7 protein-coding genes are annotated in these 13,981 nt (G+C 71.4%); 2 read left to right on the forward strand and 5 right to left on the reverse strand.

The window, feature by feature from the left end:
• Positions 1-239 precede the first annotated feature (239 nt).
• Positions 240-1,739, forward strand: coding sequence for a zinc-dependent metalloprotease (locus ACX80I_RS02795; RefSeq protein ID WP_459343903.1), 1,500 nt, complete (start codon positions 240-242; stop codon positions 1,737-1,739).
• Positions 1,740-1,838: 99 nt separating this feature from the next.
• Here ACX80I_RS02795 and ACX80I_RS02800 read toward each other — a convergent pair whose 3' ends face one another.
• Genes ACX80I_RS02800 through nudC form a run of 3 tightly spaced genes read right to left on the reverse strand, consistent with a single transcriptional unit; the run spans position 1,839 to position 5,465 of the window.
• A complete protein-coding gene (locus tag ACX80I_RS02800; protein WP_459343636.1) occupies positions 1,839-2,414 on the reverse strand; it encodes a M48 metallopeptidase family protein in 576 nt (191 codons plus the stop codon).
• Complete coding sequence (locus tag ACX80I_RS02805; protein ID WP_459343637.1) at positions 2,401-4,509, reverse strand: ATP-dependent DNA helicase UvrD2; 2,109 nt, start codon at positions 4,507-4,509, stop codon at positions 2,401-2,403. Before ACX80I_RS02805 ends, ACX80I_RS02800 begins: the two co-directional genes overlap by 14 nt.
• Positions 4,509-5,465, reverse strand: coding sequence for an NAD(+) diphosphatase (gene nudC / locus ACX80I_RS02810; RefSeq protein ID WP_459343638.1), 957 nt, complete (start codon positions 5,463-5,465; stop codon positions 4,509-4,511). The genes ACX80I_RS02805 and nudC overlap by 1 nt, the downstream gene beginning before the upstream one ends.
• Positions 5,466-5,628: 163 nt before the next feature.
• Here nudC and ACX80I_RS02815 point away from each other — a divergent pair, with 163 nt between their 5' ends.
• Entirely contained in the window at positions 5,629-7,191 is a 1,563-nt protein-coding gene (locus tag ACX80I_RS02815) for a phosphotransferase (RefSeq protein ID WP_459343639.1), read from the forward strand.
• Between the two features lie 40 nt (positions 7,192-7,231).
• Here the strand turns inward: ACX80I_RS02815 and ACX80I_RS02820 are convergent, their stop codons facing one another.
• On the reverse strand, positions 7,232-10,648 hold the full coding sequence (locus ACX80I_RS02820; RefSeq protein WP_459343640.1) for an ATP-dependent helicase: 3,417 nt from the start codon (positions 10,646-10,648) through the stop codon (positions 7,232-7,234).
• The gene (locus ACX80I_RS02825; RefSeq protein ID WP_459343641.1) at positions 10,648-13,935 is read right to left on the reverse strand and encodes an ATP-dependent helicase; all 3,288 of its coding nucleotides are present in this window, start codon (positions 13,933-13,935) and stop codon (positions 10,648-10,650) included. Before ACX80I_RS02825 ends, ACX80I_RS02820 begins: the two co-directional genes overlap by 1 nt.
• Positions 13,936-13,981 lie beyond the last annotated feature (46 nt).

Raw genomic sequence — 13,981 nt, forward strand, 5'->3', positions numbered from 1 at the left:
GTCCATCAGCCGGCACCGCTCCGTACGGCTCCGCACGGCTTTGCCCTCAGCGAACGGCCTCCGGCACGAGGGACAGCGGCACGGCCCGGCCGGTAGCGTGTCTTCCACAGCCGGGCAGGAGTGGTGATGCCCTCCCGCCCGGACCCGCCAAGCTACTCCCAGGACCGGTGGTATCAGTGACCAACCCATCCAACCCCTCGAACGACGATGACGACACGCCCCAGGACCCCCTGTCCGAGATGCTGTCGAAGATGTTCGGCGGCGGGGCCGGCGGCTTCGACCCCCAGGAGATCGCGAAGATGTTCGGCGGCGGGGCCGGGGGCTTCGACCCCCAGGAGATCGCGAAGGCGGCAGGCCTGCCCTCCGACCCGGCCGCCATGGCCATGATGATGCAGCAGGTCCAGGCGATGTTCTCCACGCCCAGCGAGGGCCCGGTGAACTGGCAGATGGCCCACGACCAGGCGCGCCGTGTGGCCGCGTCGGACAACGACCCCTCGGTCACGTCGCTGCAGCGCCGGAGCGTGGATGAGGCCCTGAAACTCGCCGAGCTGTGGTTGGACCCGGTGACCGACTTCCCGAGCACGGGCCAGCTCGGACGGGCCTGGTCGCGCGCGGAATGGGTCGAGGCCACCATGTCCACGTGGCGCCGTCTGACCGAGCCCGTTGCCACGAGCATCGCCAAGGCCCTGTCCGACGTCATCTCCGAGCAGCTTCCGGAGGAGATGAAGTCGATGATGGGCATGATGGGCGGCCCCGCCTCGATGCTCCAGAACGTGGGCGGCGCGATGTTCGGCATGCAGCTCGGGCAGGCCGTGGGCGCGCTCTCCAAGGACGTCGTCGGATCGACGGACATCGGCATCTCCCTCGCCGAGGGACGGATGGCTCTGCTGCCCGCCAACGTCGCGGCCTTCGGTGCGGGCCTCGACATCCCCGAGCAGGAGGTCCAGCTGTTCCTCGCCGTCCGCGAGGCGGCCCACGTCCGGCTGTTCACGCACATTCCGTGGCTCACAGGTCACCTCCTCGGCAGCATCGAGCGGTACGCGAGGGGCATCCACATCGACATGGGCAAGATCGAGGAAGCCGCGCGGGACATCGACCCGACCAACCCCGAGAGCCTGCAGGGCGCCCTCTCGCAGGGCGTGTTCATGCCGGAGCGGACCCCCGAGCAGGACGCCGCACTGGTGCGGCTCGAGACCACGCTCGCCCTCGTCGAGGGCTGGGTCGACCAGCTCACGGCGGCCGCTGCGGCCAACCTCCCCTCCGCCGGCGCGCTGCGGGAGATGGTCCGGCGCCGCCGGGCGACCGGCGGACCGGCCGAGCACGCGTTCGCGTCGCTCGTCGGGCTGGAACTGAGGCCGCGCCGCCTGCGCGATGCCTCGGCGCTCTGGTCGCTCCTGACGGAGGAGCGCGGCATCGCAGGGCGCGACGCCCTGTGGCAGCACCCCGACCTGCTTCCCACCGCCGAGGACCTCGATGACCCCGCCGGCTTCTCGGAGCGCCGCCGGCTGATCGAATCCTCCGACGCCGACGTCGATGCAGCACTGGAGCGCCTCCTGTCCGGCGGCTTCGAGCCGAAGGACGAGGACGCCGCTGTGGGCGAGGGCTCCGGCGAGGCCACCCGGGGAACGCCCGCGGCGGATACCGACAGCGGCACCGGGCCGTCGAGCGTCTCCGACGAGGGATCGGACCCCGAGGACGGACCCGAGGACGGACCCGCGGGCGGCACCGGCGACCGCTGACGCAGGCGTCGGTCCAACCCGCGTCCGTCCAACCCGCGTCCGTCCGACCCGCGTCCGTCCCGGGACTGGGCCGGACGCGGGTCGGCGCGTCGCGTCCGGTCAGAAGTCCTCCTGCCCACCCGTCAGGCTGCGCTGCGCCGCGAAGGCCGCCCCGTCCAAGAAGGCCTTGGCCGTCTCGGTCCGCGGGTAGGCCGTGAGCAGGTCCCAGAAGTCGGCGTTGTGCGAGGGCTCGATCAGGTGAGCCATCTCGTGCAGGATCACGTAGTCCACGACCCAGTCGGGCATCCCCTGGAGCTTGTGGGACAGGCGGATGGAACGGTGGGCAGGGGTGGCGGACGCCCACCGCGAATTCTGGTTGGTCACCCACCCGATGGTCGCCGGCACTCCCCTGCCGCCCAGGTACTGCTCCGCGAGCCGCTCCGCCCGCTGGAGAAGCGCAGGCACGGGCCGGTCGTCGTCGATCGCGGGGGTGTCGAAGTACTTGGCCGACATCCGCTCCACCATGCGCTCGACCCAGTGGCGCTCCTGGCTCGCGGAGAAGGAGCCCGGGATGGAGACGCGGAGGACGCCGTCCCGGATGTCGGCGCTCACGGTCCGCTTGCGCCGCGCCGACCGTCGGACTTCGACCGGCAGCCGCGCCGCGCCCCGCGGTCCGGCGGCCTCAGGCGTTGTCACTGATGATCTCGAGCACGGCCTCGCCGTACCGCTCGAGCTTCGCGGATCCCACTCCTGCCAGTTCTCCGAGCTCGTCCAGCGTCTGCGGTTTCGCCTCCGCGATGGCGACCAGCGTGGCGTCGGTGAAGACGACGAAGGCGGGCACGTCCTTCTCGCGGGCCTCGACGAGCCGCCAGGCGCGGAGCGCTTCGAACGTCTGTTCCTCGTAGCTCGCAGGGCAGTCGTTGCAGCGGCCGATCTTCCGCTCCGACCCGGTGAGGAGGGGCCGCTTGCACACCCGGCAGACGGCGGGCGACGACGCCTTGCGATTGCTCTTCGCCCGCGGCTGGCGGAAGGATGCCTGACCGGCGGTCGCCGGGCGCAGCGCATCGAGGAACCGTGAGGGCTTCCTGCTGGTTCGTCCGCCCGGCGAGCGCGAGGTCGACCAGGAGAGGAAGAGGTGGATGCGGGCACGGGTGATGCCGACATACAGGAGCCGGCGTTCCTCGTCGATGGCCTCCTGCGTGTCGGCGAACGAGATGGGCATGAGCCCTTCGCTCAGCCCGACGAGGAAGACCGCGTCCCACTCGAGCCCCTTGGCGGAGTGCAGCGATGCCAGGGTGACTCCCTGCACCGTCGGCGCGTGCTGGGCCGCGGCCCGCTCTTCGAGCTCTGCGACGAACAGCTGCAGGGTGAAGGCCTCCGGCCCGCGGACCCTGTTGAGTTCGTCGGCCAGCCCGACGAGGGCGGCGAGTGACTCCCACTTCTCCCGCACGGCCCCTGAGTTCTGGGGTGCGACGGAGGTGTAGCCGAGCGAGGCGAGGACGTCGCGCACCTGCTGGGGGACGTCGTCGTCGCCCTGGGTACGTGCCGCGGCGCGGAGCTGCAGCAGGGCGTCGCGGACCTCGCGCCGCTGGAAGAACCTCTCGCCGCCGCGCAGCTGGTAGCCGATGCCCGCGCTTGCCAGGGCCTGCTCGTACGCCTCCGACTGGCCGTTGGTGCGGTACAGGATCGCGATCTCGCTGGCCTTCACGCCCTGGTCGAGCAGGACGCCGATGCGCCGCGCGCACTCCGCGGCCTCGGCCTCGTCGTCGCTGCACTCGGTGAAGGCCGGTTCGGGTCCCGACGGGCGCTGCGCGACCAGCTCCAGGGGCGCGGACCACGTGGTCCCGACCGCACTCCGGTCGGCCTCGCTGCTCCGCGCCGCCAGCAGGGTGTTGGCAGCGCGCACCACCTGGGGAGTCGAACGGTAGTCGCGGACCAGTCTCACCACCTGCGCCCCCTCGTAGCGCTTGGTGAAGTCGAGCAGATGCCGGGACGTCGCTCCCGTGAACGAGTAGATGGTCTGGCTGGCGTCACCGACCACGCACAGCTCACGCCGTTCCCCCAGCCAGAGGTCGAGCAGGCGCTGCTGGAGCGGCGAGACGTCCTGGTACTCGTCCACCACGAAATGCCGGTACTGCGCCCGGACGGTCGCCGCGACCTTCTCATCCTCCTCGAGGATGGCGACCGTGGTCAGCAGGACGTCCTCGAAGTCGATGAGGTTGCGGTCGATCTTGAGGTCCTCGTAGGCCGAGAAGATCCGGGAGACCGTGGTGAGGTCCATCCCCGCCGGTTCCGCCCGGCCCGCAGCTGCAGCCGAGTACGCATCCGGCGTCAGCATGGAGACCTTCGCCCATTCGATCTCCGCCGCGACGTCCCGGATGGCGGCGCGGTCGGTCGACAGCCGCAGTCGCCGCGCCGACTCGGCGATCAGTTGTGCCTTGTGGTCGACCAGCGCCGGCAGGGGCCCCCCGACGGCCTGGGGCCAGAAGTACTGCAGCTGGCGGAGGGCCGCGGCGTGGAAGGTCCGAGCCTGCACTCCGCCCGCTCCGAGGTCGCGGAGCCGGGTGCGCATCTCGGCCGCCGCACGCGCCGTGAACGTCACGGCGAGCACCTGCTGCGGTTTGTAGACGCCGGTGTGGACGCCATAGGCGATGCGGTGCGTGATGGCACGGGTCTTGCCCGTGCCTGCTCCGGCGAGCACGCAGAGCGGTCCCGCGAGCGTGCTCGCCACCGTCCGCTGTTCGTCGTCGAGCCCCTCGAGGATGCTGTCCTCGAGCAGTAGTCCGGACACTAGGGACGACCCTCCGACGGCTCCTCGTCGAGGGGCCCGCCGTACCAGCGCTCGATCAGGGCGCGGGCGATGGACACACCACCGGCGACCGCGATCTTCCCGTCGCGCACCTCGGCGAACAGCTGCTCCCGCGTGAACCACCGCAGCGAGCGCATCTCCTCACGGTCGGGGACGGCATCGGTCGTGACCGCCCGCGCGGTGAAGCCCAGCATGAGCGATGCGGGGAAGGGCCACGGCTGGGACCCGAGGTACTGCGGGGACTGGACCTCGATCCCGGACTCCTCCCCGACCTCGCGGATGACCGCGGCTTCGAGCGACTCGCCCGGCTCCACGAAACCGGCGAGCGTCGAGAACCGGTCCTCGGGCCAGGCGACGGCGGATCCGAGCAGCAGCCTGTCGTCGTCGTCGATCACGGACACGATGATCGCCGGGTCGGTGCGCGGGTAGTGCTCGGAATCGTCCTCGGGACACAGGCGCACCCACCCGGCGGCGCGCAGCACCGTTCCCGTGCCGCACCGGGGGCAGTGGGTGTGCGTGGAGTGCCAGTTGGCGATGGCGGCGGCTGCGACGAACAGCCCCGTGTCGCGGGCGTCCAGAGACGCGGCGATCTCCCGCAGCCCCAGCCACTGGTCGACGGGGGCGAGAGCGGGGTCCTCTTCGGCGACGACCGCGAGCAGGACCCTCCGTCCGGCATCCGCTGCACCCTCGTTGATGCGGCCGAGATAGACGACCACCTCGGGACGCTGGACGGCGCTGGGCGGGACGAGCCGGAGCGCGCTCCCCTCCACCGGCGCCTTCCCGCGGGCGAGCGGGAGGACCAGGGTGTCGGGCGAGGCCCACAGGGTATCGAGGAAGTCCTCGGTGGTCCTCGAGTCGCCGTCGCGGTCGGAGTCCGCCCGTGACAGCGGAAGCGATCCGAGGGGTGGCAGCACAAGGGTCCGGAGCGGATCGGTCATGGTTATACGGTACGTTCTTGCTCTCCCAAAACCCATTTCGGGGGGCGGGCGTGGAGGAGTAGTGCGGCCCTGAAGACGAGTAGTGCATCTGGCGACTCGCCGCACCGGAACTGTGTGGCCCGGGCGCAGACGGCCTACGGTGGAGTTTGTGAAACGGACACCCATGGAACTTGCTGCCATCGCCAGCGCCGCGGTACCTGGCCTGGCTCCGACCGGCGTCGCCGGTGCTCCCGACGATGCAGCCGACTTCGACTCCGCCCTGCTGGTCGACGACTCAGGGAAACAGTGGAGGGTCCGTTCTCCCAGGCATCCCGAGGCCAGCATGCGCCTCGAGACCGAACTGCAGGCCCTCCGTGCCTTCACACCCGCGGTCAAAGCGGAACTGCCCTTCCTGATCCCCCACATGGCTGGAAGCGTGCGCCAGGGCGAGCTCAGCACCTTCGTCTACTCCCATCTCACCGGGACCACGCGTCCGCTGGAGGCGCTCACCGCCGGCGGACGCCGGATGGCTCAGGAACTCGGGCGCGTCATCGCCGCGATCCATGAGCTGCCGAAGGACATGGTGCAGCGCGCGGACCTGCCCAGCTACGAAGCGAACGAGTACCGCCAGCGCAAGCTGAACGAACTCGACCAGGCGGCCACGACCGGGAAGATCCCCTCCATCCTGCTGCGCCGGTGGGAGCACGCCCTCGAGGACGTGGCCCTGTGGCGGTTCAGCCCCACGGTGGTGCACGGCGACCTGCACGAGGACCACCTCCTCATCGCTGCAGGCCGGGTATCCGCCGTGACCGGTTGGACCGACCTGTGCATCGGTGATCCGGCCGAGGACTTCGCGTGGCTCGCCGCTGCCGAGGACACCGCCTTCGTCGACGCGGTCTACGCGGCGTACACCGAGGCACGGGCGACCGCCGTGGACCCCCATCTGTCCCGCCGTGCCGCACTCGCCGCCGAGTTCGCCCTGGCGCAGTGGCTCGTGCGCGGGGTCGCCCTCGAGGACGCCGCGATGATCCATGAGGCGGAGGACATGCTCGCCACCCTCGAGGAGGACGTCGAGTCGATCGAGCACGAACAGCGCGAAGCCGCCGAGCGCGCACGGCAGGCCCACGAGGAGCGCCTCGAGTGGGGCAACGAACTGGGAACCGACGACCACTACCCCGCAGGGCGGGAGGAGCTGTCCGGAGCCCACGAGGTGTCGGTGCACCCCTCCCCCGCACTCGGGGCCGCCATCGACGGCGACTCCGGGCACCATTCCATCGACGGTGGCGAGGTCCGTGATGCGCACGCGCGCGGAGGACTCACGGGTGCGGCCGACGACGGGTCGGAGGTCGACATCGCCGGGCACGAGGACAGCGACGGCCGCGTCGGAGACCAGCCCGGAAGGACCGGCAGCTCGGCCTACGATCCGGCTGCAGGCCGTGCGCCGCACCGCACGGCCGGCCACACGGCGGACCACTCGTCGCTGCACACGAAGGCCCATTCGGACACGTACGCCGACAGCCACCCGGATGCCCACCCGGACGACCGCTCCGACCGTTCCGGCCGCGGGGGCGATGACCACGGGACGCCGTCGGGATCGTCCCTCGCCTATGCGCGCCTCACGGCCGGACGCCAGCGGACCCTCGGCACCTCCGCCAAGGTCACGCTGCTGAGGAGCAGCGACCCCAGCGCGGGCTCTCCCGACGACACCGCGACCACGGCCCTCCCCATCGTGTCCTTCGGCAGCTGATCAGGACGTCCGGCAGCTGATCAGGACGTCCGGCAGCTGATCAGGACGTCGCCGCGGCATCCGCGGCGGTGATGATCCCCTCCAGTTCCGCCGCGTCGGCGAGGTCGTGAGGCCGCACCACCAGGTTGTCCGCCACGTAGAAGAATGCTGCGCGCACCTTCTCGAGGGGGACGTCCTTCAGCCGGGACCAGGCCAGGCGGTACACGGCCAGCTGCACGGCCTTGGCAGCGCGCCGGTCCGGGGCGGGAGGACGGCCCGTCTTCCAGTCGATCAGGTCCCAGCCGCCATCGGCATCCCGGAAGACCGCGTCGATCCGCCCACGCACCACGATGCCGCCGATCTTCGTCTCGATCGGGGCCTCGATCGCCGCCGGTTCCCGCAGCGCCCACTCGGACTGCTCGAAGATCGCGGCCATGTCGTTGAGCCCGAGCGTCTCGTCGACGTAGGCATCGGCGCCGCCCGGGTACTCGCCGAGGTCGAGCATCCCTCCGGCCCCGTAGAACTCCTCGATCCAGGCGTGGAACGCCGTGCCCTTGCGCGCCGCCGATCCCGGCCTGCGCGGAAGCGGCCGCCGCAGCTGCTGCATGACCGCGTCCGGGTCCTCGCGCAGTTCCACGAGCGTCGACGCGGAGATGTGTGAGGGCAGCGTGAGCGGCATCCGTTCGCGTTCGCGTGCCTGCCGGGCCAGCGCGAGGCGGACCTCCCGCCCCCAGCGCCCGTCGTCGTCAGCCTCGACACCGCCCTGCGGGGTCGACGCGGCGGCCTGCTCGAGGACGGCCTGTGCGGCGCGCTCCATCGGACCCCGCCGGGTGCCGAGCGGATCGAACGGCCAGGTCGCCCTCTCGGGGCTGGCGTTCGCCGGGTTCGCGTCGCCCTCGTGGCTCTCCGGAAGCCAGTACGGCGCGGTGTAACCGGCGGTTCCCGACTCCGCGAGGGCAAGGAGCTCCACCAGGTAGGACGAGGGCCCCGACGGCCGCGACCGCCCGCCGCCCCACGCCGACGACGTGCAGACCAGCGCGTGCTTGGCCCGCGTGAACGCGACGTAGGCCAGCCTGCGCTCCTCCCGCTCCGCGTGCGCCCGGGCTTCGCCGGTGAAGTCCTTCTCGCTGGCGAGCCACTCCTTCTGGTCCTGCTGTTCCCAGTCCCACTGCGGCAGCTCGGGAGCATCGCCCCGCAGCGGCCAGGGGATGGACGAATCCCCGCTGCTCCAGCGGGAATCCTTGCCGCTCGGGAACGAGCCGTCGTTGAGCCCCGGCACGAAGACCACGTCCCATTCCAGGCCCTTCGAGGCGTGGACGGTCAGGAGCTGCACCGCGTCCCGGCTCGCTTCGAGCTGCGTCACGGGCAGGCCGTCCTCCTCCTGGTCCGCCGCCTCGAGCCAGGCGAGGAACGCCGGAAGATCCACCCGCTCCGCCGTGGACACGAAGCCCGCGACGGCCTCCGTGAAGGCATCCAGGTTCCGGCGTGCCTCGTGGATCCCCACGCCCGGTTTCGCCGCCACCTCGATGTCCAGCAGGATGGTCCGCTCCACTTCCCCGATCATGCTGCCGAGGTCGTCACCGACGAATCCCCGGAGGCTCCGCAGCTCGTGCCGGAGGACATCGAGGCGCTGACGCGCCGTATCGCTGAGGGTCCGGCCCGCGGACGACACCCAGCCCACCGGGGGCAGGTAATCCACGGCTTCGACCAGGCTGCCCGCCTCGGCCAGGTCGGGAACCACGACGGCGTCGCGGCTCTGGTCGTCGTCGAACTCCTCCTCCGCTCCGCTGCCGTGCCGGAACATGGCCTCCCGCGTGCGGGCGAGCTGCCTCGACCAGTCACCCAGCGCCATCAGGTCGGCCGGTCCCAGCCGCCAGCGCGCCCCCGAGAGGAGCCTCAGCATCGAGTCCGACCTGTCGGGATCGCCGAGCACCCGCAGGGTCGCCAGCAGGTCGACGATCTCCGGTGTGCGCAGCAGCCCGCCGAGACCCACCACCTGCACGGGGACCCCCGCACGTTCCAGTTCCCGCCGGATCGGGTCGAACTGCTTGCGCCCCCTGCAGAGGACGGCCATGGTCGGCCGGAGGGGCGTGCCGTCGTCATCGGTCTCGAAGCTGCGCCTGCGCTGGCGCAGCACCTCCCGCGCCACGGCCTCGGCTTCACTCAGGGAGGGAGCGGGCCCTGCCGGAGCGCCTTCCTCGCGGAGACCTCCGGCCACAGGGGCGTCGGTGAGGAAGCGCCCGAGCAGGACCTCGCCGAGGGGGGCCTTCGGGCGCGCCACCAGCCCGGGGACCTGCTGGACCGCCGTGTTCCTGAGCCAGGGCGCCGGCACGTTGAGGGGCGCCGAGACGGTGTTCGCCGCCTCGAGGATCGAGGTCGAGTTCCGCCAGGCGACCGAGAGGTGCGCCACGTCGGACGGTGTCCGCTCATCCGCGGCCACCCGCGGGAAGGCCGTCCGGAACGTGGCGAGCTGTCCCGCCGAGGCTCCCCGGAACCCGTAGATCGACTGGTGCGGATCGCCCACCGCGGTGACGGACCGCCCGTCGGCGAACAGCCTGGAGAACAGCACCATCTGGGCGTGCGACGTGTCCTGGAACTCGTCGAGCAGCACCACCCTGTACTTCTCGCGTTCCATCTCCCCCGCCTCGGGGATGTCGCGGGCGATCCGCGCCGCCAGGGACACCAGGTCACCGAAATCGAGCTGCCGGCGCGCGAGCTTGGCGGCGGCGTAGCGTTCCGCCAGTTCGGTGACGGTGATGCGCGTGCGCAGCTTGTTGATCAGGTCGTGCACCTTCTGGGCCGCGGCCCGGGTGGAACCCGCGACGTAGGGCCGCGCGAGGACGTACTCGATATGGCGGCGGAGTTCGTCCCGCACGGTGGACGGGCTGACGAGGTGCTCGGCGCACTCGCCCGCCATGTCGAGCACCGCCTTCACCAGGGTGCTCTTCGCGGCGGTGAAGTGCTCCCACTCGCCGTCGTAGGCTTCCACGACGGACGAGGCCAGCTGCCAGGACTGGGCGGTGCCGAGCATCACGGAGTCGCGTTCGACCCCGATGCGCAGGCCGTAGTCCTGGACGATGCCGTTCGCGAAGGAGTGGTACGTGGAGATGGCCGGGTCGAGGCGGTCGAGTGCGTCGACGCCCGACGCGGCGTCCTCCTCCCCCAGCGCGGCGTAGAGCTGCGCCAGCCGCTGCCGGACGCGCGATGCGAGCTCGCCGGCGGCCTTGCGGGTGAACGTGACCCCCAGGATCTGCTCGGGGCGCACGAGGCCGTTGGCGACGAGCCAGACGACCCTGTCCGCCATGGTCTTGGTCTTGCCCGACCCCGCTCCGGCAATGACCAGGAGGGGTTCCAGGGGCGCCTCGATGACGCGGGCCTGGTCCTCCGTGGGGTACTGCACCGGAGCATCCGGATCGGTGTGCAGCAGTTCCGCCAGCTGTCGGGCGGAGTACGTCGGGGTCTGGTGGACACTGCCCACTACTGGGTCACCTGCTTGCCTTCTTCGCACAGCGGACAGATCTCGGGCAGCCGGCAGCCGCTTCCACCGAATCCTGAGCGCCTCGGGTCATGGATCGTGTCGAACGTCGCGGCCGCCATGAGGGATGCGGCGTCCTCGATCATGGTCCTCGCCCAGGTGTCCTCCGGGCCCACGGGCTGCTGCTCCTGCACGGCGATGCCCTTGGACGTGGTACCCAGCTGGACCAGCGACGCTCCTCCCGGCACCGCCGGCGCGCCGTCCTCCGCAGCATCCGCTGCGGCCTCGCCGCCGCCCGGCTCCGCCCCGTCGAGGAGCGCGCCGGAGGCGACGGCAGTCTGGTAGGCTGCCAGCTGCGGGTGCCGCGCGATCTCGGCTGCCACAGGCGAGCTCTTCCCCGTCTTCAGGTCGACGACGACGAAGCGGCCGTCCGCATCGAGCTCGAGCCGGTCGATCTGGCCGCGCAGCCGGGCGATCCTCTCCGCGCCGTCGATGCGCACGTCGAGGTCCACGGAGAAGTCGACCTCCGTGGCCTTCAGGATCCGTCCGGCCTGCCGCATCCACAGCACGTACGCGGCCAGCTTGCGCACCATGCCCTCCGCGCGTCGGAAGTCGGCCCGGCCTTCCCAGGTGTCCCGGATGCCCAGCTGCGGCCAGCGCCGTTCCAGTTCCCGGACGTACTCGTTGCCGGTGGCCTCCGGCATGTCCTGTGCGATCTGGTGGACGAGGGTGCCGAGCGACCGGGCGAAGTCGGTGGTCCGTTCTCCCCCTGCCGCGGAGACGAACCAGCTCAGGGGCGAGGTGAGCACCGACTCGACCTTCGAGGGGGACACCGGGATGGGCTGGTCCTGAGGGACGACGGGCTCGTCGCTGCTCATCCCCAGGACCCCCCACCACTGTGCGGGATGGGCTCCCGGCACCGGCGGCTGCAGCGAGGCCATGTGTCCGAGGTGGCGCACGGCCTCGCCGGACAGCGCAGCGGCGGCGGAGGGGTCCTGGGCGAACTTGCGCAGCTCGGCGACCAGAGCGCGCAGCGTCACAGGGCGCAGTACCTCGGTACGCGCCCTCTCGGCGGTACCGGTTGGGAGCGGGTCGAGCACATCGAGGAACTGGGAGGGCTGCTCGTCCTGGGAGGAGACGGCGCAGCACACCAGCTCCTGGGTGGCGCGGGAGACCGCCAGGGAGAACGTGCGCAGCTCGTCGAAACGGATGTCCTGCAGCAGCGACACGGGATCACGGGTGCTGCGGAACGATTCACCGAAGTCGAGCAGTGCCCGCAGCTCCCCCGACCCGAGGAGCTCACCGCGCAGTCTCAGGTTCGGCCAGACGCCGTCCTGAACTCCCGCGACGATCACCAGCGGCCAGTGCCGGCCCGCGGCGCTCGCGGGCGTGAGCACCGACACCGACGCCTGGCGGGTGGTGCGCTGCGTGAGGGTGTCCATCGGGATGTCCTGGCTGAGGATGTAGTCGAGGAACAGCTCCGGGTCCGCTCCCGGCATCTGCTCGACGAAGCGCTCCGCCGTGTGGAACAGGGCCATCATGGCGTCGAGGTCGCGATCCGCACGGGCAGATGAGGGCCCCTCGGACAGGGCGGCCCCGGACCACTGCTGCGCCAGGCCGGACGCGGACCAGAGCGCCCACAGGACGGTCTCCGGGTCGCCCCCGGGATCGTCGACGGCCGCCTTCCCGGCCTCGAGCATCCGGTGGAGCCGCCGGACCGGTGCCCCCTCGGAGGGCAGGGCGGCGATCTCCTCGGGCGCGGCGAACAGGGCGGTCAGCAGTTCGTCGCTCGTGCGGCCCCCGCCCTGCTGCAGTTCGTGCCGGCGCAGGATCTGGCGCAGCCGGCGGAGCTCGAGGCTGCCGGCGCCGCCGATCCGCGACGTGAGCAGGGAGATGCACAGTTCGGTGTCCAGGTCCGCTCGTCCCACGACCACCGCGTACAGGTCCAGCAGCGGACGGACGGCCGGTTCCTCGCGGATCGCGGTCTCGGCGGCCGGCACATTGACGGCGATGCCCTGCGCGGTCAGGAAGCGCTGGACCGCGGACACCTGCGCACCGTTCCGCACGATCACGGCGATGTCATCCAGGCTGCGCCCGCCGAACAGATGCGCCTCGAGCACCCGCTGCGTGATGAAACGCTGCTCGTGGAAGGCGCTGTCGAGCACGTGCGCGGACACCGTTGCCTCCTCCCGCGCCGGATCCCCCTCCGTGTCCTCGAGGGGGCCGCCCGGCTGCGACCGGTAGGCGGTGCTCACGCCTGTGGTCGCGATACGGGCGGCGACGTTGCCCCACGCCGCGGCCAGGCGGCCCTGCAGCGTCAGTGATGCGGGCAGGGTCACGGTCGTCAGGGCGCGCCGCCGGAACAGGGTGTCCAGGCGCCCCGTGAGTTCCGGACGGGCACCACGGAAGCCCTGCGCCACCGTATCGGGGCAGGAGGTGACGACGACGTCCTTGCCTGTTCCGATCAGTCCCAGCAGTGCGTGGACGGCGGGGTTCGCCTCCTGGTAGTCGTCCACGAGGATGAGCTGCAGGCGTGTCCGCTCCTGGTCGAGGAAATCGCGGTCGGTCTCGAGTATCTCCCGCGCGGCCGTGAGGATCCCGGCGGGATCGAAGGCCTCGGGCATGCGGAGATCGAGGACGTCGCGGTACTCGCGGTAGAGGGCCGCGGCCGCCACCCAGTCCGGCCGGTCGAAACGCTCGCCCCAGGCCGCCAGGTCATCGGCGGGTACACCGTACTCGCTCACGCGGTCGAACAGGTCACGGATCTCCTGCCGGAAGCCCCGCGTCGGCAGGGCGAGGGCCAGGCTCGCCGGCCACTCGAGTCCGGGAGCACCGTTACGACCGTGTCCGGACAGGAGTTCCTTGATGATGAGGTCCTGCTCCGCCCCCGAGAGCAGGCGCGGTGCACGCAGGATGCCGGGGGTCCGCCCCTCGGCCTTGGCCCGCCGGATGAGGTCGAAGGCATAGGAGGCCCAGGTGCGGGCAGGGGCGGTACTGATGCTGCGGTCGAGCTTCGCGGTGAGTTCGTCGCGCAGCCGCGTCGCCGCCGCCCGCGTGGGACCGAGGACCAGCAGCCCTTCGGGCTCGACGGTCCCCGCCCCGATCCGGCGCACCGCGAGGTCCGTGAGCAGGGAGGACTTCCCGCTCCCGGGAGCACCGAGGACCAGCACCTGGCCAGGGACGTGCACCAGCGATTCGAGGACGGCCCGATAGCCCGTCGAGGGATCGGGGGGCCCGCCCGGAACGTCGCCGGAGAGCGGCGGCGGAGCGTCGTGGAGAGTGCTGGTCATGTATCCAGCCCATCACATCCCACGGACAAACGAAGGACACGCAACG

The organism is Arthrobacter rhamnosi (genome assembly GCF_054510855.1).